The sequence below is a fragment of the Hyphomicrobium sp. DY-1 genome (genome assembly GCF_047497105.1).
Lineage (GTDB): Bacteria > Pseudomonadota > Alphaproteobacteria > Rhizobiales > Hyphomicrobiaceae > Hyphomicrobium_B.
In genome coordinates this window covers 2,877,739-2,899,356 of sequence record NZ_CP134870.1, presented here as the reverse complement: position 1 = coordinate 2,899,356, position 21,618 = coordinate 2,877,739, and the positions used below count along the sequence as shown (strand labels likewise).

At 57.4% G+C, this 21,618-nt stretch carries 31 protein-coding genes and 1 tRNA gene; 12 read left to right on the top strand and 20 right to left on the bottom strand.

Features of this window, described 5'->3' with window-relative positions; translation table 11 throughout:
- Position 1 precedes the first annotated feature (1 nt).
- Positions 2-709: a Crp/Fnr family transcriptional regulator gene (locus RLW41_RS13960; RefSeq protein WP_024275376.1), complete on the top strand. Its 708-nt coding sequence runs from the start codon at positions 2-4 to the stop codon at positions 707-709.
- A gap of 30 nt (positions 710-739) precedes the next feature.
- A complete protein-coding gene (locus RLW41_RS13955; protein WP_414461857.1) occupies positions 740-2,020 on the top strand; it encodes an adenylate/guanylate cyclase domain-containing protein in 1,281 nt (426 codons plus the stop codon).
- A gap of 9 nt (positions 2,021-2,029) precedes the next feature.
- Here RLW41_RS13955 and RLW41_RS13950 read toward each other — a convergent pair whose 3' ends face one another.
- From RLW41_RS13950 to RLW41_RS13930, 5 genes are all read right to left on the bottom strand, one after another.
- A complete protein-coding gene (locus RLW41_RS13950) occupies positions 2,030-2,527 on the bottom strand; it encodes a UPF0262 family protein (RefSeq protein WP_409562278.1) in 498 nt (165 codons plus the stop codon).
- A gap of 8 nt (positions 2,528-2,535) precedes the next feature.
- Complete coding sequence (gene hisD / locus RLW41_RS13945; RefSeq protein WP_414461856.1) at positions 2,536-3,834, bottom strand: histidinol dehydrogenase; 1,299 nt, start codon at positions 3,832-3,834, stop codon at positions 2,536-2,538.
- 36 nt (positions 3,835-3,870) lie between these two features.
- Positions 3,871-4,344 carry a DUF2948 family protein gene (locus RLW41_RS13940; protein WP_409562276.1) on the bottom strand — a complete coding sequence of 158 codons (474 nt, stop codon included), beginning with the start codon at positions 4,342-4,344 and terminating at the stop codon, positions 3,871-3,873.
- A 96-nt stretch (positions 4,345-4,440) separates the two neighbouring features.
- A complete protein-coding gene (murA, locus tag RLW41_RS13935; protein WP_414461855.1) occupies positions 4,441-5,733 on the bottom strand; it encodes a UDP-N-acetylglucosamine 1-carboxyvinyltransferase in 1,293 nt (430 codons plus the stop codon).
- A 115-nt stretch (positions 5,734-5,848) separates the two neighbouring features.
- Positions 5,849-6,040 carry a hypothetical protein gene (locus tag RLW41_RS13930; RefSeq protein WP_013946301.1) on the bottom strand — a complete coding sequence of 64 codons (192 nt, stop codon included), beginning with the start codon at positions 6,038-6,040 and terminating at the stop codon, positions 5,849-5,851.
- A 207-nt stretch (positions 6,041-6,247) separates the two neighbouring features.
- On the opposite strand from RLW41_RS13930, the gene RLW41_RS13925 reads away from it, so the two are divergent.
- The 9 genes from RLW41_RS13925 (at position 6,248) to RLW41_RS13885 (ending at position 10,598) form a co-directional block, all read left to right on the top strand.
- Positions 6,248-6,322: transfer RNA gene (locus tag RLW41_RS13925), tRNA-Thr, on the top strand.
- Between the two features lie 157 nt (positions 6,323-6,479).
- Positions 6,480-8,132, top strand: coding sequence for a helicase HerA domain-containing protein (locus RLW41_RS13920; protein WP_414461854.1), 1,653 nt, complete (start codon positions 6,480-6,482; stop codon positions 8,130-8,132).
- Between the two features lies 1 nt (position 8,133).
- Positions 8,134-8,517: an HNH endonuclease gene (locus tag RLW41_RS13915; RefSeq protein ID WP_414461853.1), complete on the top strand. Its 384-nt coding sequence runs from the start codon at positions 8,134-8,136 to the stop codon at positions 8,515-8,517.
- Positions 8,517-8,678 (top strand): hypothetical protein, encoded by a 162-nt coding sequence (locus tag RLW41_RS13910; protein ID WP_414461852.1) that lies wholly within the window; start codon positions 8,517-8,519, stop codon positions 8,676-8,678. Before RLW41_RS13915 ends, RLW41_RS13910 begins: the two co-directional genes overlap by 1 nt.
- The gene (locus RLW41_RS13905) at positions 8,671-8,970 is read left to right on the top strand and encodes a hypothetical protein (protein WP_414461851.1); all 300 of its coding nucleotides are present in this window, start codon (positions 8,671-8,673) and stop codon (positions 8,968-8,970) included. The genes RLW41_RS13910 and RLW41_RS13905 overlap by 8 nt, the downstream gene beginning before the upstream one ends.
- Positions 8,967-9,254: a hypothetical protein gene (locus RLW41_RS13900; protein ID WP_414461850.1), complete on the top strand. Its 288-nt coding sequence runs from the start codon at positions 8,967-8,969 to the stop codon at positions 9,252-9,254. The genes RLW41_RS13905 and RLW41_RS13900 overlap by 4 nt, the downstream gene beginning before the upstream one ends.
- Positions 9,251-9,781, top strand: a complete 531-nt coding sequence (locus tag RLW41_RS13895) for a hypothetical protein (protein WP_414461849.1) — start codon at positions 9,251-9,253, stop codon at positions 9,779-9,781. The genes RLW41_RS13900 and RLW41_RS13895 overlap by 4 nt, the downstream gene beginning before the upstream one ends.
- On the top strand, positions 9,778-10,284 hold the full coding sequence (locus RLW41_RS13890; RefSeq protein WP_414461848.1) for an HNH endonuclease: 507 nt from the start codon (positions 9,778-9,780) through the stop codon (positions 10,282-10,284). The genes RLW41_RS13895 and RLW41_RS13890 overlap by 4 nt, the downstream gene beginning before the upstream one ends.
- Complete coding sequence (locus RLW41_RS13885) at positions 10,281-10,598, top strand: hypothetical protein (protein ID WP_414461847.1); 318 nt, start codon at positions 10,281-10,283, stop codon at positions 10,596-10,598. Before RLW41_RS13890 ends, RLW41_RS13885 begins: the two co-directional genes overlap by 4 nt.
- 115 nt (positions 10,599-10,713) lie before the next feature.
- On the opposite strand, the gene RLW41_RS13880 is transcribed toward RLW41_RS13885, so the two are convergent.
- A complete protein-coding gene (locus RLW41_RS13880) occupies positions 10,714-11,205 on the bottom strand; it encodes a hypothetical protein (RefSeq protein WP_414461846.1) in 492 nt (163 codons plus the stop codon).
- Positions 11,206-11,594: 389 nt separating this feature from the next.
- On the bottom strand, positions 11,595-12,053 hold the full coding sequence (locus tag RLW41_RS13875; RefSeq protein WP_414461845.1) for an Hsp20 family protein: 459 nt from the start codon (positions 12,051-12,053) through the stop codon (positions 11,595-11,597).
- Positions 12,054-12,351: 298 nt separating this feature from the next.
- Between RLW41_RS13875 and RLW41_RS13870 the strand changes: the two genes are divergently transcribed.
- Positions 12,352-12,648, top strand: coding sequence for a hypothetical protein (locus RLW41_RS13870; RefSeq protein WP_414461844.1), 297 nt, complete (start codon positions 12,352-12,354; stop codon positions 12,646-12,648).
- A gap of 107 nt (positions 12,649-12,755) precedes the next feature.
- On the opposite strand, the gene RLW41_RS13865 is transcribed toward RLW41_RS13870, so the two are convergent.
- The 13 genes from RLW41_RS13865 to RLW41_RS13805 all read right to left on the bottom strand — a co-directional run bounded on the left by RLW41_RS13865 (position 12,756) and on the right by RLW41_RS13805 (position 21,618).
- A complete protein-coding gene (locus RLW41_RS13865) occupies positions 12,756-13,172 on the bottom strand; it encodes a hypothetical protein (protein WP_414461843.1) in 417 nt (138 codons plus the stop codon).
- A gap of 60 nt (positions 13,173-13,232) precedes the next feature.
- Positions 13,233-13,733 carry a hypothetical protein gene (locus tag RLW41_RS13860; protein ID WP_414461842.1) on the bottom strand — a complete coding sequence of 167 codons (501 nt, stop codon included), beginning with the start codon at positions 13,731-13,733 and terminating at the stop codon, positions 13,233-13,235.
- Between the two features lie 9 nt (positions 13,734-13,742).
- Positions 13,743-14,003, bottom strand: a complete 261-nt coding sequence (locus RLW41_RS13855; protein ID WP_414461841.1) for a hypothetical protein — start codon at positions 14,001-14,003, stop codon at positions 13,743-13,745.
- Positions 14,000-14,356, bottom strand: a complete 357-nt coding sequence (locus RLW41_RS13850) for a hypothetical protein (protein WP_414461840.1) — start codon at positions 14,354-14,356, stop codon at positions 14,000-14,002. Before RLW41_RS13850 ends, RLW41_RS13855 begins: the two co-directional genes overlap by 4 nt.
- Positions 14,356-15,225 (bottom strand): glycoside hydrolase family 108 protein, encoded by an 870-nt coding sequence (locus RLW41_RS13845; protein WP_414461839.1) that lies wholly within the window; start codon positions 15,223-15,225, stop codon positions 14,356-14,358. The genes RLW41_RS13850 and RLW41_RS13845 overlap by 1 nt, the downstream gene beginning before the upstream one ends.
- A 218-nt stretch (positions 15,226-15,443) precedes the next feature.
- Positions 15,444-16,106 carry a sulfotransferase domain-containing protein gene (locus tag RLW41_RS13840; protein ID WP_414461838.1) on the bottom strand — a complete coding sequence of 221 codons (663 nt, stop codon included), beginning with the start codon at positions 16,104-16,106 and terminating at the stop codon, positions 15,444-15,446.
- Between the two features lies 1 nt (position 16,107).
- Complete coding sequence (locus RLW41_RS13835) at positions 16,108-16,773, bottom strand: glycosyltransferase family 4 protein (protein WP_414461837.1); 666 nt, start codon at positions 16,771-16,773, stop codon at positions 16,108-16,110.
- Complete coding sequence (locus tag RLW41_RS13830; protein ID WP_414461836.1) at positions 16,770-17,093, bottom strand: hypothetical protein; 324 nt, start codon at positions 17,091-17,093, stop codon at positions 16,770-16,772. Before RLW41_RS13830 ends, RLW41_RS13835 begins: the two co-directional genes overlap by 4 nt.
- A gap of 196 nt (positions 17,094-17,289) precedes the next feature.
- Positions 17,290-17,715: a hypothetical protein gene (locus tag RLW41_RS13825; RefSeq protein WP_414461835.1), complete on the bottom strand. Its 426-nt coding sequence runs from the start codon at positions 17,713-17,715 to the stop codon at positions 17,290-17,292.
- Positions 17,712-20,279, bottom strand: a complete 2,568-nt coding sequence (locus RLW41_RS13820; protein WP_414461834.1) for a hypothetical protein — start codon at positions 20,277-20,279, stop codon at positions 17,712-17,714. The genes RLW41_RS13825 and RLW41_RS13820 overlap by 4 nt, the downstream gene beginning before the upstream one ends.
- A 28-nt stretch (positions 20,280-20,307) precedes the next feature.
- Positions 20,308-20,844, bottom strand: a complete 537-nt coding sequence (locus tag RLW41_RS13815) for a hypothetical protein (RefSeq protein ID WP_414461833.1) — start codon at positions 20,842-20,844, stop codon at positions 20,308-20,310.
- Positions 20,845-20,866: 22 nt separating this feature from the next.
- The gene (locus RLW41_RS13810) at positions 20,867-21,124 is read right to left on the bottom strand and encodes a hypothetical protein (protein WP_414461832.1); all 258 of its coding nucleotides are present in this window, start codon (positions 21,122-21,124) and stop codon (positions 20,867-20,869) included.
- Positions 21,124-21,618 carry a hypothetical protein gene (locus RLW41_RS13805; protein WP_414461831.1) on the bottom strand — a complete coding sequence of 165 codons (495 nt, stop codon included), beginning with the start codon at positions 21,616-21,618 and terminating at the stop codon, positions 21,124-21,126. The genes RLW41_RS13810 and RLW41_RS13805 overlap by 1 nt, the downstream gene beginning before the upstream one ends.

Here is a 21,618-nt window from a genome sequence, read left to right as displayed (position 1 = left end):
AATGGCTTTGAAACCAGACCCCGCCGACGTACTTGCCAGGACGCCGCTTTTCGGCACGCTCGACGAATCGAGCCGAAAGGCTGTCGCGGCAGAGCTTCGTGACTCCGCCTACGAGCCCGGCCAGATCATTTTTTCGCGCGGTCAGGCCGGTTTAGAGCTTCACATCGTCACCAAGGGCCGCGTCCGGCTTTCGGTCCTGACGTCCGATGGCCGCGAACTATCTTTTGCGCATGTCGAGGCCCCTTCGATCTTCGGCGAACTGGCGGTCTTCGACGGCCTTCCCCGCTCCGCCGACGCGACCGCCGTCAACAAGGTCGAAACGTTGATGCTGTCGAAAGCCGCATTCGTCCGGCTGCTCGGTACCCAGCCCTCCGTCGGCGAGGCCGCGGTGCGTTTTCTCGCTGGCCGTCTGCGCGATGCCGATGAGCAACTGGAAGCAATCGCCCTGCACCCGATCGAAGCCCGGCTTGCGCGCTTTTTCCTTGCATCTGTTCGCCAGAAGGACCCGGCCGGAAAAGCCGAGAAAGTTTCGCTTGCCCTCCCAATTTCACAAAGCGAGCTCGCCCTGCTCGTCGGCGCCAGCCGTCCGAAGGTCAACGCCGCGTTGGGCATGCTCGAACAGGAAGGCGCCATCGAGCGTCGAGGCCAACAGGTCATTTGCAACATCGCGGCACTGAGCGGCATCGGCCGCCTCGACGACAGAGATTAGTCGTCTTGCCGCAATCGCCGGACCAAGCACATGACGATCGTTGATCGGCCAAAGCGGCGTGCCCTGCCTACGTTGGCAGTTGGGTGGTTGAAGGCCGCCTTCGATGGTATCCGCAGTTTTATTCGCCGGATATCCAATATCGGCATCAAAGGCTATCCGCCGGACATCCAGCGTCGCCTCAAGATCGTCAATGTATTCTCGGCGCTCGTTGTCGTCACGACCTGCATCTACGCAGCTCAGCTCTGGGCCTCTGGCGTGAAAGAGATGCTGCCCGCCGTCTATATCAACTTAGGCGTCGCGCTAATCGTCGCTCTCGTGCCGCTCATGCATCGCTACAACGAGATCGCGGGCGGACTGCTGCTCGTCGTCGCCGAGTTTTCCGCTCTCATCGGGTTCACCGCATTTTTCGGACGGATGGGCGGCGCACCACTGCAATACGTGATCGCCGCCGCAGCGCCGTTCGTCATTTTTGAAGCCCGGCGCTTCCGGATCATCATCGCCATCGTCTGGCTGGCGCTGATCCTGCACCTGTTCGTCTGGTTCTCGTTTCCCATGGAAGCCGCCAAGTTTCGTGTCGACGAGAAGACGATCAACTCGCTCTACGTCCAGGCCGCCGTGACGACGTTCGGACTGATCGCCGCTTGCGTTTATTATGCCTTCAGCCTGTTCGAGCGTGCCAAGGCCGAAACCGAGACGGTCCTCCGCAACGTCTTGCCTGACAGCGTGGTCGAGCGCCTCAAGGAAGCACCGGGCGAAACGATCGCTGACGGCTTTTCCGAAGCCTCGGTGCTTTTCGCCGACATCACCGGCTTCGTCGGCATGGCGCGCGGCCTCGGCCCGGAAAAAACGGTCGCGCTTCTCAATCACCTGGTCATCGCCTTCGATGAAATCGCGGATCACCACGGCGTCGAAAAAATCAAGACCATCGGCGATGCCTACATGGTCGCCTCCGGCGTACCCGTCCCTCGCAAAGACCATGTCGAAGCGCTTGCGGCCACCGCACTCGACATCGTCACGGCAGTGAAACGCATTAGCATTGAGGAAAATATTCCAATCAGCGTTCGCGTCGGCATGGCATCGGGCCCGATGATGGCAGGCATCATCGGCAAGAATAAATTTAGCTATGACGTGTGGGGCGATCCGGTCAATCTCGCGAGCCGTCTGGAACAGTCGAGCAAACCGGGCTTTATCGCCATCTGCCCGACATGCGCCGGCGCGCTGCAAAGCACGTTCGTTTTAGAACCGCGCGACGATATCGAGATCAAAGGCGTCGGCCAGCAGACCTCCTGGTATCTGCTTGCCCGCAAATGATCCGGCCACTCATCCCTTCCAGTGCAGCGAGCAAACGAGCGTGAACAGCCGCCGCGCCGTATCTTCATCGACGACGATCCGCGGCAACAGCTTTTCCTTGAGCAGCACACTGCCTTCGTCGTGCAGCGCGCGACGGCTGACGTCGATGGCCTGAATACGGGCCGGTGGCGCTGTCCGGACCGCTTCGTAGTACGACTCGCAGATCATGAAATAATCTTTCACGATCCGCTTGAGCGGAGCCAGCGCCATACCCAGTTCAACCGGATCGCCGCCTTCCGCTGGAGAAATTGCCAGAACGAGGCGCTCCTCCGTCAGCGACAGATGCAGCTTATATGGACCTGCATCCATTTCTTCGACGCGAAAGCTGTTGCCGTCGAGGATATCAAAGATCGCGACTTCGCGTTCATGCTCGATACTCGAGTTCGCGCGCCCCAGCGACTTTGCATCGAGCGTGATCTCTATCAGCCGGTCCCGGCTCTTTTCCGGTGAAGCGACGGTTTGGTCCATCTCGTTTTTTAACCTGCTTTTTCGAGCCGGATTTCCACGGAACGCCGATGCCCTTCGAGCCCTTCCGAGCGAGCAAGCGTCATCGCAGCAGGGCCAAGTTTCGACAGCGCCGCCGCATCGAGCTTCAGGATCGACGTCCGCTTCATGAAGTCGAGAACGCCAAGCCCGGATGAGAACCGCGCGCTCCGCGCCGTAGGCAGCACATGGTTCGATCCCGAAACATAATCGCCGATCACTTCCGGCGTCACACTACCGATGAAAACAGCGCCCGCGTTACGAATTCGTTTCGCGAGATCTTCGGCGTCTGCGGTTGCAATCTCCAGATGTTCGGCAGCGATCCGATCGGCCAGCGGTACAGCCTCGCCAAGCGATCCTAGAATGATCGTCGCGCCATACGTGTTCCAGCTTTCGCCCGCGATATTTCCGCGCGGCAGCGTTTCGAGCTGGCGCTTCACGGCCTTTTCAACTGCGTTTGCGAACTCCGCATCGTCTGTCATCAAAATCGACTGCGCCGCCGTATCGTGCTCGGCCTGCGCCAGAAGATCGGCGGCGATCCATTCCGGATTGTTGTTCTTGTCGGCAATCACCAGAACTTCCGACGGCCCCGCGATGGAATCGATGCCGACGACGCCGAACACCTGCCGCTTCGCCGCTGCGACATAGGCATTGCCAGGCCCGACAATTTTCACGACCGGCTTGATCGTCTCCGTGCCGTAAGCGAGCGCTGCCACGGCCTGCGCACCGCCGATGCGATAGATTTCCGAGACGCCGGAAATTTTTGCCGCCGCCAGCACGAGCGGATTGAGATCGCCGCTCGGCGACGGCACCACCATGACGATGCGCGGCACGCCCGCAACTTTCGCCGGTACGGCATTCATCAGAACTGAACTCGGATACGACGCAAGTCCGCCCGGCACATAAAGCCCAACGGATTCCACCGCCGTCCAGCGATGCCCAAGCTCGACACCCGCGGCGTCAGTATAGCGATCGTCCGTGGGCAATTGGCGCTTGTGATGCTCGGCAATGCGATTGCATGCGAACGTCAGCGCATCGAGCGTCTCTTCCGAACACGCCGCATACGCCGCCTCGATTTCATCGGCCGTCACCGCAATGCCGGCCTTCTTGAGATCGAGACGATCGAACTTCTGCGTCAAGTCGATCAGCGCTGCGTCACCACGCTTGCGGACATCCGCGATGATCTCGCGCACTGCGTTATCGACATCGACCGACACTTCGCGCTTGAGGCCAAGAAGCTCAACGAACTGCGCTTCGAAACCGTTATCGTTATTGTTGAGACGCACAGGCATCGGCAATCTGTCCTTGGGAAGCGATCGAAAAGCAGATCAGCTTGCATCCTCGGGATGCTCGGGAGAGCGTTTTGTCCCCCACGCCGCCCCGAGATCTTTCAGTTCGACCTCGATACATTCGACGCTCAGCCGAATGGCCGCGCCACCTGAAAATGTCAACGTGACATCGCCTTCGGGAGAACCTTCGCCGCCCTTCGGCTCGAACGTAACGGCCAGCAGCGCGAGCGCTGTTCTTTTGTCCTTGAAGTCAATTCCCTGTACTTGCGCGGCATTCACCCGCTCGAACCGGATACCTGCCCGGCGGCGCTCGAAATTCTCGTCGCGGCGCCCCTGCGCGGTCTGCGAATGGCCCAGCGCATTCGCCCAGTCGAAACGATTGACGATCGCAGCAAACCGCTTTTCCTTCGGCAAATACGTCATCTCGCCGACGCGCAGCACCGCATCCTGCAAATGCGCGGAAATAATACCGAGGTCTAAGGTATCGAAGGCGATGAGCTTAAGGTCCGGCATCGGGCGCGATTGTCTCCGCAAGGCAGGCGGGCGGCTTGGAAAGGCCGAGTGATACAAAGACGCGCCGAAAGCTGCAACGTCTCCTGGTACAGAACCTCAACCGCTGCTGAGGCGCTCGATTTCAGCACCGCAGGCGCCGAGCTTCCGCTCCAGCTGCTCGAAGCCGCGATCCAGATGGTAAACGCGGTTGATGACCGTCTCGCCCTCACCTGCGAGCCCCGCGATAACGAGCGAGACAGAGGCGCGAAGATCCGTCGCCATCACTGGCGCGCCTTTCAGCGCTTTCACGCCTTTGATCGTCGCCGTGTCGCCATGGAGCTGGATGTCTGCGCCAAGCCGCGCCAATTCCTGCACGTGCATAAAGCGGTTCTCGAAGATCGTTTCGCGAATGACGCTCGTTCCCGATGCGCACGTCAAAAGTGCCATCAGTTGTGCCTGCAGGTCGGTCGGAAATCCTGGAAACGGCTGCGTCTCGACCGACACCGGCCGGATGCCGCCGCCATTCCGCACAATGCGTACACCGGTTTCGGTGGCTTCGACCGATGTGCCCGTCTCGCCCAGCACATCGAGCGCAGTCTTGAGATCGTGAATGTGCGCGCCTTCGAGCAGCACATCGCCGCCCGTTGCCGCTACCGCCATCGCGAATGTGCCGGTCTCGATACGGTCTGGCAGCACCGTATGCACTGCGCCTTCGAGCCGATCGCGGCCCTGAATGCGCAGCACCGACGTGCCGATGCCTTCGACATGCGCCCCCATTTTCGTGAGGCACGTCGCCACGTCACCGATCTCAGGCTCGCGTGCTGCATTCTCGATCACGGTCTCGCCCTTGGCGAGAGCCGCGGCCAACAGCACGTTATGTGTGGCACCGACCGACACCTTCGGAAATACGATATGCGCACCGCGAAGTCCCTTTGGCGCCCTGGCGACGACGTAACCGCTGTCGATGTCGATCTCGGCCCCGAGTTCCTTAAGACCCATGAGATGCAGGTCGACCGGCCGCGTGCCGATGGCGCAACCGCCCGGCAGCGACACCCGCGCTTGCCCCATCCGCGCGATCAGTGGACCAAGCACCCAGAAGCTCGCCCGCATCCGCGATACCATTTCATAGGGCGCGGTTGTATCGACGATGTCGCGGGCCGTCAGATGGATGGTGTCGCCGAGATGGCCCGACGGGCTCGAACGCTTGCCATCGACGGCAAGGTCGACGCCGTGATTACGCAGGATCCGCACCAGAAGATTGACGTCCGCGAGATTAGGGACGTTCTTCAGCGTCAGGCGGTCTTCCGTCAAAAGGCTGGCGATCAGCAGCGGCAAGGCCGCATTCTTGGCGCCGGAAATCGGGATGCTTCCCCGAAGCGCGTGGCCGCCGACAATTCTGATCCGATCCATGAATTCCAATCGTCTCCATGTGGAAAATCCGCACGAATCGGCCAGAGGGCCCGAGATCGCGTGATTATCCGTTGAGCATTACCCTCGGCAAGCCGCTTTTCCGGGTGAAGCAGCCTTAGTCCTCATGATTGCCGGACGATGTTTCCCCGTCGTCCCCATCCGTCTCTTTGTGGCGCCGAGCCGCAGCCTTGCGGCGTTTCAGGTTGGCGCGCAACTCCTCGGCAAGGCGCTGCTTCCGGGACATCTGGGCGGCAGACGGCTTTGCACCCGGATTTGCAGGCGGTTTTTGCGGCAAATCTCCGCTCATTCAGCCTTCGCGCGTCTCGGAATGTGTCGCAAGACTTGCATCTTCATGCTCCGTCCTCCCCCCTTGTCGATAGCTTGGCTTTCCGGCTTGCTCGCCGTCAAGCCTTGTGGCAGTGTCCGCCCGCCCGAGCCAGGAACATTTCCGGCACGCCGGTTGGCGCGCCTGAATTTTCCGTTCGTTGGCCCTCAAAGGCGATACGCCAAATCAGCTGCCGTAGCTCAGTGGTAGAGCACTCCCTTGGTAAGGGAGAGGTCGAGAGTTCAATCCCCTCCGGCAGCACCACCGAAATAATCAATAAATTCCGATGCTTTGCCCATGTTTTTGGGGTGCTCTGCGTCATGTTCTCATGCGCTTCTCTGCGCTTGGACGCTTCGCGAACATTCCATGATTGCGTGGGGACGGGTTGGGGACGGATTCCGCCTTCTGGTGGGGTGTCGCCATGACCCTATTCCCAATCCCTGACGAAGCCTTGGACGACCGCCTTGCAATCGTCGGAACGAGTGGTAGCGGCAAGACATATGCCATGACCACGGCGGTCGAGCGGCTTCTCGATCGCAAATCCAAGGTCGTCATGATCGACCCTCTCGGCGTCTCCTGGGGTATCCGGCTCAAGGCCAACGGCAAGGATGCAGCGTTCCCCGTTGTGATCTTCGGCGGCGATCACGCCGACATCGATATCACCGAACAGTCGGGGAAGCTGATCGGCGAAGCGATCGCCGGCGCCGCCGAGAGCGCCGTGATTGATCTGAGCAATCTCGGCACAAAATCCGCCGAACGTCGCTTCATGCTTGGGTTCCTGGAGGCGATGTACCGGAACAGCACGGGCGAGCCCTTCCATCTCATCTTCGACGAGGCCGACCTCTGGGCGCCGCAGCGCTCGATGGAGCCGCAGCTCCAGGGCTTGATGGAAAACATCGTTCGACGTGGGCGCGTCAAAGGCTTCATTCCGTGGCTCATCACCCAGCGACCGGCCGTCATATCGAAGGACGTGCTGAGCCAGGCCGACGGCTTGGTCGCGATGAAACTCACGGCGAAGCAGGACCGGGACGCGCTCGGCGCCTGGATCGAAGGGCAGGCCGATAAGGCCGAGCAGAAAGAGTTCAACGCCAAGCTGCCGACGATGCAGCGCGGTCACGGCATTCTCTGGATCCCGGGCCGCGGCATCCTCCAATCAGTGAAGTTTCCGACGAAGACGACGTTCGATAGCTCGAGCACGCCGAAGCGCGGCGAGAAACGGCAGTCGGCATCTCTCAAGCCGATCGACATCGGAAGCCTCAAGGCAGCGATCGCCGCGATTGAAGCGGAAAAGACAAAGCCGAAACAAGTTGCTCGCACAACATCGACGGCGGCGACAACCATCGTCCAGCCTGAGCCGGCAGCATTGCGCGCCGCCGAAGATCGCGGCCGCGCCGCCGGCTTCGACGAAGGCCGTCGTGTCGGATTTGCAGAAGGGGAAAAGGCAGCACTGAAGAAGGCGCAGTCCGCTCTCGGAGCGATTCAAGCCGATGAGCCGACATTAGCGGCTCTTCCGGCGCGTGCCGCGCAGCCTCTGGTGGTTGGGAAGGAAATCGTTCTTCCGCCGCAGAAAATGAAGCCGGCAATCAAGATGGCCTATGGCGTTGGCACTCAGATGCCGAAAGCGGAACGCCTCGTGCTCACCGCACTGGCGCAATATCCGAGCGGCCGCACCAAGGTTCAGATCGCCATTCTGACCGGCTATGCGTCATCCGGAGGTGGTTTCAACAATGCGCTATCTGCTCTCCGGACGAAGGGCTGGCTCACAGGTCATGGGCAGCTATCGATCACCGACGCCGGTATCGAAGCGCTCGGCGAATACGAGCCGCTGCCCTCCGGCGAAGCCCTTCTTCAACATTGGCTCAATCAATTGGCAAAAGCCGAGCGTGCGGCCCTTCTGGTTCTCGCGCAAGCGTGGCCGAGAGCGCTGACGAAGGAAGAGGTCGCCGACCAAGCCGGATACGAGGCCAAGGGCGGCGGCTTCAATAACGCTCTTTCCAGACTTCGCACTCTCGAACTGATCTCCGGTCGCGGAGAACTCCGAGCTAGTGATGATCTCTTTGATGAGGCGGCATGACATGACGCTTCAAACCCCTTGGCACCACGAGCCCCGAAAGTTCCTAACCGACGCTCAAGCGGCGAAGCTTTTCCTGGAGCATGGCGGCCGATGCTGGAAGTGCAAGCAGAAGATCGGGCCGACCGAACTCGCTCGCGATTGGAGCGTCGGTCACAAGCTCGCGCTTGAGCTTGGCGGCACGAACGATTGGGCCAACCTCGCTCCGGAATGCTGCCTTTGCAAACCTCTTGTCGATGCTGAAGACCACAAAGCAGCCGGACATAACAGGCGTGCTGCAACAAGGCATGTCATTCCAAAATCGATGAAGAAGAAATCGGCTTTGGCGAAAAGGCCGGGAATGAAATTCAATTGGAAACAAGGGCGATATGTGAGGGAGACGGATTGATGGATCAGCAATTGAAAGACGAAGCACGCTCCCGTCGTCTCGAACTTCTCGCGATCAAGAAGACGAGCAATTCCAGGTTCGTTCGTTGGCTCTGCGACAAGTTTATGGACCTCGCTCTGTGGTTGGAGCGCGAAGCGAAATGGATGGATTCACATGACTGAGAAACCTGTAATCGAGAAATGGGCAGAAGACGAATATCGCGAAGGCGTCTCTGCTGGCGCTGCTATGCGCCAACTTTGCCGTCTCCTTGGGTGCAGCGGTGCCTATCCCAAGCTCAAAGAAATGATGGAGGATGTTCTCGCTGACCGCAATCGGGCAAGTTTCGACCGCAGCCAAATACTCGCAGCATTTCGCGAGGCTGCGCCAGAAGCGGCTGAATCTGCGAGCCGCGAGAGCTTCTACCGGAATAACCCTGATGCCCCGATCAGCCAACATCGAGGCGACCTTCAATGAAGACGATCGACGTCCCTCCCGCTACCTGCCGCACATGCGGGAAGCTCAACGACCAGATCAGCGGGGTTGGTCATGGCCATTCCGCAAAGCCCGGCGATCTCAGTCTCTGCATTCAGTGCGGAACGCTTTCGATCATCTGTGACGACTTCTCACTTCGAGAGCCTTCCGAAGATGAAGCCGCTTATCTCGAAAGACTTCCTGACGTTATCAAAGCGCGAGCGGTGATTAAGGCTGAAGCTGCGAAGAGATCTGGGAACTTTCATTTTCACGGGGTGAGGCAATGACGGAAAAAGCCGACCTCATCACCGAAGACTGGCTCAAGTCGATCGGGTTCAAATGGCACCAGATGGACCGCCAGCCCGATAAGCACTGGCTTCTCTGGATCGGCCGCGTGATGGAAGACTCGACAACCTGCATGGAGGATTTAGGCATCGAACTCGCGCCGATGTGGTTCAAGAATCATGCAGGTGAAGAGCGCGGCGACAGGAAATGGTTCTGTTGGATCCGGAGCGACTTCGCGCACAAATATTCGCGATTTCTGCATGTCCGCCACATCGAGACGCAGCGCGACCTGATCCGACTATTCGAGGGTCTAACGGGGAAGGATTGGGCGCCTGAGAACCATTTCTATGGCTCCGCATTGCCGCCCAAAATGGCGGAACGCGAGCGTGCAAATATGCAGCGCCTGGATCGTGTCATTGCGACCTCAGTGCCTTGGCGAGATCACGAGAAGGATCGCTCGCAAGGAGGCGCGCTGCCCGATCATCTGGAAGAACTTGAGAAGCGAAAATCGACTGAGGACACCACATGACAGAAGCAACGCTACTGACACTCGAAAGACTAAGAGAGGTTATTCATTACGATCCAGATAGCGGCGCTCTGACGTGGCTTATTAATACTAGAAACCGCATTCGATCCGGAGATGCTGCTGGATCCGTGAATGATAAAGGCTACGTGCGGGTACGACTGAACGGCCGCGATTACCTAGCTCACCGCCTTGCGTGGTTTTACATGACGGGCAAATGGCCGGTTGCGTTTTTGGACCATATAAATGGCGTTAGGGACGACAATAGACTGCGCAATCTTCGCGAAGTGAATAATACCGAGAACATTCGTAATGCGCGAAAGGGTCGTGGAAATAAATCTGGCTTCAAGGGTGTGCGCCTGAATAGAAGCACAAACCGCTGGGAAGCTAAGATTGGCGTTGACCGCAAGCAGAAATACCTTGGACTTTTCGACACACCGGAAGAGGCACATGCCGCATATTGCGCAGCCGCCAAGAAGTACCACGGAAAATTTGCGAGGTTCGAATGAACGCTAATTCAATTGTGGAGAGGCTGCGGGACGCGGCGCTTTTTTATCGAAGCAAACGGCCATCGGTCAATCACGAGAAACGTATTCCTCGGACTCAAGAGATTACCGAACGGGAATGCGATGAGATTGCAGAACGTGAGGAAGCGGCTATTGCCGAGATCGAGCGCCTGCAGAAAGAGCTTGGGGAAGCGAGGAGAATTATTTCTCGCGTAGCTGTAATTCTCGACCACGAAGATCCTTGGGACCGCGAAGACGTCGCTGCGTGGGAAGAAATCGCCAAAGCCATACGTTCTATAGATGGAGGGGGAAAGTGAGCCATTCCCTTCCCGGGCGCGTCGGCGCGCACAAAATAAGCCCCTGATGCGCGGGCAGGGTCCGGGCACCAGGGACTCTCGCTAGGAAAGTTCCGCCGGGAGACTGGCGGCGTTCCTAAGTTCGATTGACTGCGTCGCTGGTCTGTCGGCCAAAACCTCGCTGTTCGATAACCGCCATCGAGCTGCTTCCTCTCGCAGAAGGAAACCGCGCGTCAGCGAGACGGGAACCGAACGTGACGTCGAGTCTGCCGCTCATAATACGTTCCTCCAACTGCTTCGAAACATCGAGAGCCGACCTCTTTTGCGCGGCAAGCTTTTGCAGCTCATGTGGAGCATCGGCCAATACGTAAGGTATGCCCATCATCTTCATTTCGGCACACAGATCGAACGCTTCGTTGTGCAGGCCCTTATCTATCACTGCGGCGTCAAACTCCTGTCGTTCGAGGAGCGAGAACGCCGAGATGATATTGGTGGCGAGAACCACTTTCGCACCACGATCAGCTAGAACCGCCTCCAAAGCTTTTGCAGCGAGGAGCGACCCTTTGACGATGAGAATGCGCTTTGCAGAAAGTAAGGTTTGCATCGCTATCTCCCGTTCTATCAGCACAAAGAAGCTCCGGCCCGACGACTGCGACCTCGCGGGCGAACCCATGTCGGCCGGCGTCGACAACGATCCTGGATCGTTCGCAGCGGCCGAACGATGCGGTAATCGAGATCGTTCGCTTCAGCAAAGCCAATCGCCGCAACCAACGACTTGAAGAACTTGAAATTCCCCGGGAGCGGTAGTCCGAGAAGCCACGCGCTCGTACGCTCAAGCTCGAGACCCCAACCTTTTCCCAGTGGAAAGATCCGGCACGAGGGACGGCCCGAAAGCCGCCCCTGCCTCACTGCAATGCCGACGCCACTTCCTATCGCCATCGGCATTACGCCCGGCTCGGCCGCAGCAGTGCGGCCGCAGAAAGCAACTGCGCTCATTTCAGCCTCTCAGCCGATGAACTATGCTGCGATCTTTTCGAGACGCGCAGGCGCGCCAGAATCTGCGCCAACGGAAATGGGAATCGTGCGCGGCTTCATGACCTCCGGCAATTCGCGCTTGAGTGAGATCACGAGAAGACCATTCTGGAGATGCGCCCCAGTGACCTCCACGTAATCGGCAAGGTCAAACTCTCGCGTAAACTGGCGGGCCGCGAGACCGCGATAGAGATAGGTTTTTTCTGGATCACTCTTTGTGGCGCCACGAACAGTGACACGGTTTTCGGCTTGGATGATCTCAATATCGTCCTGAGATAAGCCGGCAACCGCCATTACGATGCGGAACTCGTCATCTCCGATCTTTTCGATGTTGTAAGGGGGGTATCCGTCGGCTCCGCGTTCCAAAGCGTGCGCCAGGATATTCGGGATTTGCTCAAAACCAATTGTAGAGCGGAACATCGGCGTGAAGTCGAATGTCGCCATAGCTATCCTCCTTCCAGAAGCGACAACCAAAGCAAGGGACGGCGCAGAGGCCCGTCCGGACAGCAAAATAGTTCAGTCAAAAGAGCGTTCAAGGGGCGATGAGGAAATTTTTTAACGTCCATAAGGTTTCTTTGCCATCGAAGTGCCGTTAAGCACTTTAAACCGTGGCAGACGAACTGCAAACCTTCTTGCTGGAGATCGATGGCCCGTTAGCGGTTCAGGGGCAAGGGGACTTTCACCTTTTGCCGCTGTTTGGTTTGATTTTAACGGCCTTTCATTCAGTCAACGGGAGGACTTGATGAATGTCTGGGTGCTCGAGGAAGAGCATGGTTACAACGGTGCCGCGGTCGTCGGTGTCTTCACAACCCGCGAAATAGCACTCGCGGCAATTGTGTGGAACGAGCCGTGCGTGACAGGCTTCTTCTTGAGTAAGTTGGCCGTCGACCAGATCCAAGCCGATCCGAGTGAAGAATATATTCCAAGGCCCTTCCAACCAACCGATTCGGAAGTCACAACAAATTGCCCCGATGCATGGACGGGACCGGCATCGGGGCATGCTAGGAAGCTGCCGGCGGGAGACGGACCGCGTTCCTAGGTTCGATTTTGGAGTTGGATTTCGTCAGCTTCCCCGGACGCCTGGATGCGTCATCAGCACGATCACAATAGCGGCAGCCGACGTCGCCACCGCAAACATCCAAAGCCCTATTCGTGTTCTTTGTGGCCATTTGCATTGTAGGTATGGATTAGATCGGCGACGGTCTCCGGATGCGAGGCCACGCTCAACGCCGCCACGATAATTGCGATCGCGATCGCCAGTTCTTTCAGCGATGCCACGGCCTCGATGAACTCCCGGCCCTCTTTGAGCAGGACGAGCAGGATATTCTCCTTTTTCTTGTCCTCGCTCTCCGGCTTCTGATTCAGCGCGCGCTCGATCGAGGATACGCGGCCATGGAGATCCTTCGTCGCCCAAATCAGGTCCTGATGGACTTCCCGGCCGTACGTGAGTTCGCGCCGCATTTCCACTTGTGCCCGCGCCATGTCCCCTTGGGCTCTCGCCATATTGCGCAGTTCGTTGACGTTGTCCTGCCCAAGCCGGACCAGAATCTCGATCGGGTCCATCCCGTTCCCCGCCTCTTTCCAGATCCCAAAGGGCCATAGCCGAGATCTCCCTGGTTGTGTTTACCGCCGCTGCTTTGTCTTCGATAAACGCGACGGGGCCTTTGCCAGTTTCTCGACTTGGTCTTTGAGCGTGGCGACTTGATTCTTCAGATCATCGATGCGCGCGTTGGCTTCGGCGACGTCGGAACGAGATGGTGTCGCCGCGGCAAGCTTACTGACGTTCGCCGCTAGCGATGAGACGGCAGCATTGGTAGCGGCGATCTCGGGCGCTCGATCCGGCACATTCGGAATGAGTGCAACGACCAAGCAAAAGGCGATCGCCGCCGCAAAGGTTGCCATGACTCCAATCGGGTGCGCTTTCCAAAAGGCGGCCGCCTTCGTCTTGATCTTCTGCCACCAGCCTGTCGCGATCGTTTCCGCGGCGTGAACGGCATCCTTGAGATCGGCGTCGGCGGCCGTAACGAGTTTCGACTCCAGCTTTTTGGTCTTTTCGATCACCTCGGTCGTGATGGTGGTTGGCGCCTTCGATGGCACGGGAACTGCTACGGTCTGGTCAGCCATTGTTCTCTCCTATTTCTTTGCTGCTTCGACGCCGGCGCGGCAGATCGATCGCCGATACCGCATCGCGTTGAATGCTTCCTTGTTGGTCTGGTAGTTCCGGGCCGCTTCGGAACGCTTCACATCGGCGTCCGGAAGTTCGGTCCATTTCGGGTCTGACGTTGAGCACTCGCGCGGCGGATCGACTGTCGCGAGCTGGGTCATGATTGCGGGCACGGGGTCGCTGCCGCAGCCCGCAAGGACAACGGTTGCAAATAAGACGATGCGTTTCATTTTCTGAGGCTCCGAGCGATCGACTTCGGGAAACAAACTGGATCGTCCGTCAGCAGCTTGAGCTGCGCTTCGAGATAACGGACGCGGTCCATGGAAACGGCGGCATCGGCTTGAGCCTTATCGCGTTCGGCCTGCGCAGCCTTCTCTGAGGCGTCGCTACGCGCTTTCTGTTCGATACGTGCTCGCTCGCTTACGGCATTGATCTCGCGGAGCCATTCGGCATTGGCGCCGTCGCGGATCCAGGAGACAAGAAACGTGCCGAGCCCCGTGATTAGCGCCATCAACAGCCCGATACCCAGCGCGCCGGCGGCCAACTGTCCAATCCGGCTGACTAGCCATGTCCAGATGATCATCACACGGCCTCGCGCTTCAGAAGCTTCGAACGATCGAGCCATGCGAAGCAGGCCGCAGAGACGACGCTCAGTCCGATCCAGAACACGGGATCGCTGGCGAGCGTGATCAGAAACAGCATGAAATCCATGCCTCTGTCGGCGTGATAAGCAGTTTGGGCCGCCTTCGCTACGGAGATTCCGACCGCGCCGTTGCCGGCGAGGCCAGACACGCCGGCGGCCTTCCCCGTCTGTGTAGCGGCAGTCGACGCAGGCGGCGGCTGGTCTGCTTTGCCCTGAGTGGCGCTCTGCTCATCTGAATACTCGACCGGTGACATCAGGGAGACTGGCGCATGGTTTGCGCCAGCCATCGCAACAGCAGCGTCTGTGCATTCCTGAACGCGAGTGAGCCAGCCTCGTCCGAATCGCCAGAACGTCGAAAGAGAGCGATAATATCTGCGGCGGTAATCAGCCATCTTGCTGACGATTTCAATTGGATCGCAGGCAGCCAGAGCGCGCTCGGTGATCTCACCCATATGCCCGTCTGGATCGACACCCAGCGCAGACTGGAGACACTTAATGCCGCGCTGCGGTCCGGCGTTCACGCCGAAATCGAAGGTCTGAAGATCGACACCAGGCGGCAGACGGTCACCGTTGACTTCATCCCAATATTTCGTGCGATAGATCTCGTCACGCTCGGCGGCCGAGATATTCCGAACCGACTGTTTCGCGAGGCCTTTGCGGAGACGATAGGCATCATATTCCTTCTGAATGATGCCGTTCATCGTGGCACCGCCAGGGTCGTATTTGTCGTTCGAGTAGCCGCCTTCCCATTTCAAAGTCTCTGCAAGGCACGCGTGAAAGCGCGCCTCGGCGTCTGGCGCCGTAGCCATCGGGTGTTCTCCTGATTGTTAATTGGATATTTGCTGCTAGCCGCGTCAGAGTTTGACGTGGATCACCGGTTAGTTAGGCTAAACGTAGAACGGCCATATGGATCTCAAACGATGCGTCTATCTAGAGCGCAGAATAGAGGAGATATACGGCGTGCTCGCGCTGAGGTCGCGCTCGCCAAAAAATAGCGATAGCCGTGCATCTAGAGTGTCGCATCGAATTATGCGGATAGTCCGAAAACATCGTCTAGATATTCGACGTCGCAGTGTGTGATCTCTGACCGGAACCCACCGACAACGCCACGTCTCACCTTGGATGCTCCGTTCCGTTTGCGCAGCCAGGGCTCTTGAAAATCCCCGGCATCTTCGACAGCACGCATTCTATCGATCGTCGAGGCCTCGATTGCTCGACGAATTAGCGAGTCATCGACATCAAGATCAAGATACGCAACGGCGATTTTGAGTGCAGAAAACGTATCCTGATGAAGACCCTCGTATGTTATCTTGAGAAAGCCCTTTCTATCTGCAATATCGTTCCACATTTTCCGGAAGCGATGCAAGTTCTGGGCAACGAAGTAGGGATCTCTCAAGAATTCAGACATCGTACCGCGATAATCGAAGAAATCCTTGAATCGGCCTGTTACCTGATGAAAGAGGCTGACCATTACATCCCGTGGATCGCGTTCGAGATAAATAACCCGATCAGCAGGACTGTAACGATTTATCCTCTTGGCGGTATCGAAGTCCAAACGCGGCTTGCGGCCATCATTGAATTCAAATCCATCATGGTGAAATTCGATGAGAGAGGCTTGGCCCATCTGGACGAGCATGTACCGCAGCCACGTTCGGCCTGATTTTGGATAAGAAACAAGCTCTCTCTTCATGCTAATGTGTAGTTGCTCGCTGACAGATCTCCAGAAGCGAGACACAGTAAGGCTTCCAATCAAATCTCTCAATAACTTCTCTGCCTTTGGCACTCAGTCTTTGGCTAAGCCCCGGGTCAGACTTCATCCGATCGATAGCCACGCGCAAAGCCTTAGCGCTCGGCTCTTCGACGACAATGGCAGTTTCACCGTCACGCGCGAAGGCCGTCGTCCCATGCGGCGTGCAAATCAGAGGAACGCCACTAGACATTGCCTCGGCGGCAAGATTGGCCCAGCCTGCGAATTCCTCCGTCATGACGACGCAATCGACATCACGATAAAACGCCGGAAGTTGCTCCTCTACGAGAGTTCCAACGAGGTCCAACCTGCCATCCCGAACGAGGTGTGAGAACTGAGATGCCAAGTCATAGTTGTCACGGCCAAACAGTTTTAAGACGACGTCCTTGGTTTCAGATACCGCCGCAACCAATGGTACGGGATTCTTATTGGCAAGCCCTCCAATCGTCCATCGCGCCCTATGTCCTGCATTGTTCTGCGGTGCAAAGCGACGCGTATCAACTGCTCCCAGAAGAATATCGAACCGGTCTGCTTTGAGTTCTTGGTATGATCCTTGGGGCCAATGCTCGTTGTTAAAGATCACGATATGCGGCTGTACCGATCTGTTCACGGCAGTAAAGCCAGCCTCCGCGTTTGATCGTTTAAGATAAACTGAATCCTGGTCCCGAAGTTCGGGTTCTGCAGTATCCGAAAACGCTCGATCGTTTCGGCCGGGAAGCCAGCCCCAGGAATCATCACGCCATCCCATCGCCTCGCCTGCGCCTCACCGATATCGAGAACTTCGAGATCGGTTGGACGGTCACAGTCCTTAGAGCCAAAGGCGACGAAGGAGAGACTATGCCCGTAGTCTGAAATGGTACGTGCGATTCGATCAAATCTTATAAGACCGCCAGAAAGAACAACGCGATCGCATGCCACAAGAAATTCCATTTATCCCCCATAATCAGTATCCCGGCGCTGCGCGGGCAGCATGATCCAGAGATCAAAAATTTAAGTTTCTAGCACACCTAAAACATAAAGTTCCGGCAGTTTAACCGGTACAATTGGTTGCAGATAATTTGAATCCGTCGCAGAAAATCAAGAACAAAAATAACTAGCTCAAATAAAAACATAGATCCAAATCGCGCTAGGCTAAGGGCCACGGCGGTTCCGGCAACATCGCGACAAGTTCAGCAATCGTCGGCTGTGAAATGGTTCCAGATTGCACGGCTGCGAGCTTGCCGAACACGAACGGCCATAAGGGATCGCGCCAGGCAGTGAACGCTTCGGCATCGGCCGCATAGTCGGCGACCGAACTTCCCCTGTAACTCGCGAGCGAAACGCCGCTATCATAATCCTTCGCACGGGCGACGGCATCGATATGCGACTGGATAGCAGTTTTATAATCATCGATTGTTGGTTGCGGCTCAAAAAATGGTGCGATCGGTTCGCCACTTGCAACGAGATCTCTGTAACCGATGTTGTTTGGGCTCGCTTGAATTAATAGCGTAGAACCATTCAGATCCGCCCATACGCTGGTCTTTTCTTTGTTTGCCCACCTAGCATTCATCATGTCAGCGCCATCCTAGCATCGAAGGCCATATAAGAAGCGGTGTTAAGACTATAAAGTAATGCGGCATAACCAGAGGTCATGCCGCCAGAAACCGTAACCTGAATGCGGGCCGTAGATTTTCCAATAAAAGTACTTGCTCCATATGAACTTCCAGACGTTCCTACACCAGCAGTGCTTACTCGCCAGTCGGCCGCCGAACCGCCGTCCCAATTTGGGACATCGCGCATCGGGATGGGATATGGAACAAGATAATTCACATTTGTCGATGATCCGACAAAGCCAGATGAGACACCTTCGTTAGCAGCCGCGGGCATCAGCTTCCAATAATGCCGCCAACACCGTATCAGCTCGATGTCTTTGGCGGGCGGGTCGAACACCGTCGGCGCGCTGGCTCCCTGCCCAAAGAACACGTTTGAAATATCAAATGTGACGTTCTGAGCTTGAGCACTGTCGGTCCAGAAGAAAATGACGATGTTGTTCATCGCCGACGAGATCGACGCCGACAATGAGACATCGGTCAGTGTTGATGCAGCGAGATCGATTGACCCGATTTCAGCGATCGTCAGGTTCGACGCCGCGAAGAATTGACCCGACGTAAACGTAGTGTTTGTCCAAGAATTTACGATATCCGCGAGCGTATCAGCAGCTCCTGTCCACTCGATGATGGCATATCGGAGTTTTGTAGGCACCGACAGGCGCACGACAGCGGATAGAGAGACCGTCTTCGATCGCAGATCCTTGACAAATGAACTCTCGAGCAGCTGCGCCCAGCCCATGCGCTGCGCCGTCGCTTGACTCTGCGTTAGCCGGCCCATGCTCGGAACGCCGTCGGCGACATTCGTAAGCAGCGAAGACGCGACAGCGCCCGTTTGCGTGTAGACGTGCCACTGATCTATTCCGGAATAGCCGCAATCCAGAACTGATCCCACACCGGCCTGCGCGATCGCAAATGTCGGGTTTATGATCCTATTACGAGATGAACTCGATGATCCTGATCCTGATGTCCCGAGTATCGTCGGGTCGCTCCAGTCTCCGGATTCCGCACTCAGTTTGAAAAAGAGGCAGGCAGTCGTTATTTGATCGCCATCACCGTCGATGGAAAGATAGCAATAGTTCGTATCCTCGCTATCGTGATCGGCCCGCTCGGCGAATGCACCTCGAGAATCAGGCTCAAGGCCCTCTCCCTGCTGACCGATCGGTCCCCTAATATCGACTCCATCTGTGATATCATCGACAAACCCCGTGTCGCCGACGTACTTATTGATCGCAGGCTTTGTTCCTATGCCGCCGGTCCAATCCGTAACTTCAAGAACGCGCCGATCGCCATCTTCTACGATCGAGAAGACGGGCGACCAACCGTCGTCGCCGGTCCGGTAGAAGGTGACAACGATCTGATCATTGGTCGCGAATGTTCCGTTTCCGCTCAAATATTCGACAGCAAGCTGTGACCACCCGGTGTTGTCTACCGTCGCGCCCACAATCGCGAGTTCAATGAACGTCTGTTCGGCGTCCTGCTTCGCGATCCGAAGCACGCCCTTGTTTTCGGTGTTACCGCTATTGTCCCAGCTCAGGATCGAAGCCGAAACGTCCGGATTGCCCGTCGCGGCGCAGAGATCTGAGATCGCGACAGCCGTGATCGTGGCATAGGTATTGCTATTGAAACGGAGAAAGCCGGTGCCGGGATCGACCATTCCGGTCATGGTCGCGAACTTGAATCGGAAACCCGCCTGGACGCCCGGATCGCCCTTGTCACCGGTACGAATGAACGCAATGGCAAGTTCGTCGCCGTCATCAATCGAGCCGCCAGAGGCGACATGGCTGACATTGACCTGCGTCCAACCCGCGTTATCGACGAGGCTGGTAATGGCATAGACGAGAAAGTTCTGGGTTGCGCCGACCTCATGAAAGATGAGATGGCCCTTGACGGTGTTCGTGCTCTGCGCCCACGTCGCGAGATACGCTGAGACGTCCGGAGATCCGAAATCTGCCGAGATATCATCGAATGCGATCTGCGTGACCGATGCAGAAGCGGCATTGTTGAGCCGGAACTTGCCGGCGCCGGGATCGGCCATCGATATCGATGACTTGTCGATCTCGAACTTGAAACCGGCGTCCATACCGTCGGCGCCGCCGAGATTCTGCGGGTCTCCCCAGACGCCATTGGTCTTCTGGTACCAGACGCGATTTGGACCGTCCCAGCCGATGGAGCCGTCACCACCACGCGTATCCGGCGGCTTGCCTGTGGTTTGAAACAGGTCGATCTGATTGAGAACGACGTCCTTATAGAGCTGGATGACTTCGACCTCGGCCGGCGTGTAACCGTTGCCGCGGTTGTCGATCAGGACGGAACCATCTGAGATTGTCGTTTCGGCGAAATCATCTGCGAGCGTGATCTGCGTGTTGCTGTCGACGGTGAGGATTTCGTAATATTTCGAGCCACCATCGAAGCTGATGCCGTTGCCGGGCTTCGCGGTTACAAGCCATACCGCCGCCTCTGCCGTAACCGTCGGAGATCCGTTCTCGACCGACACGTGATCGGTCAAGCTCCACTGACGTGTTGCCATTGTGATGTTCCGAATTTTATCGTGGGGTTTAGGTGAAAAGCCCAGCTTTGAGCCGGAATGAAACCGTGCAGCTGCTGACCGAGATGCTTCCTTGCGAGGCCTTGCTGCACCAAGCGCGCCGCACGAGCTGGACTGCGGTGCCCGAGACTCGGAAGTAGAAATGGATATGCTGGTAGAGGCCTAGGTTTGGATCAGGGCTATTTCCGATCGGTCCGTGGCCGTCCTGATAGAGAACGAAACAGCTCTCGTTCATTACCCGCTGCCAGGCATTGAGCATGATGCTGGTGTTGGAATCGACACCTCCCGGACCGGATATCGTGACACCTCCCCAGCCCGAGACGTTGCACATTCCATAGACACCGGTGCAGCCCGCGCTGCAGCTGCCGATGTTCCAGATGTCGGTTTGATCGAATCCCTTACCATCAGACGCATTGATGCTGCCCATGAGTTGGGAGCCAACAACCGGATCGACACCATGCAAGAGACCGTCATCGGTATTGAACTGGGTCGCACCGGCGTTATCGGTGATCAGGATGCGCCCGGCACCAACGCGCAAGCGGCTCATCTACGGAGACTTCAGAACCGACTTAGACGTGGACGTTAATCGGCGAATTGAAGCCGCTCGGCACGCCAACGAGCGTGTTCGACGCCATCGTTGCAGGTCCACTCTGCCAACGCCATCCTGCTTGTCCCGCACTGGTCGGATTGATGGCTATCGTTGGGCCGCTCGACATGTAGAGGTTTCGCTCCGCTGCATTCACGACGCGCCTGAAGAAGCGATATCGGCTATCGAACTGGCCATTTCCGATCGAGAAATAGGCGCCGAGATGGAATTGGTTAGCCATCAGAGAAGCTCGTTTGTCATGAGGACGGTGACGGGGACGGTAATCGCTGGATACGATCCGTAGGAACTGCTGTTGGACCAATAGTTGACGCAGTACTCGTGGACGTAGACGTAGGTCGCATCAGCGCCGAGCGACAGCCAGCGTGCGAAGCCTTGCGGCCAGAAAGTCGGATTGAGACCGGCATTGTTCAATTGAACCGGAATGCTTCCGGCGAAGTCGATGGGCTGGCCGCCGACGGTGATAATGCCGCCAATGACGGGGAAGCCGCCTCGTCCATGCGCATAGAGTGGAATGGTTTGTGACGCCGACTGAAACTTGTCGCGCGGCGGAAGGTAAACATTGAACGGCTTCTGATCAATGATCTTGGTGTAGTTGAACCCGCTGTGAAACAGAACGCGCGAGAGATTGGCCTTCGGGTTTGTAAATGGAGCGGTATCTGTCTCACCCTTCCAGATCGCACAGATGTTGCCAGCGACACGCCACCGCTTCGCCAT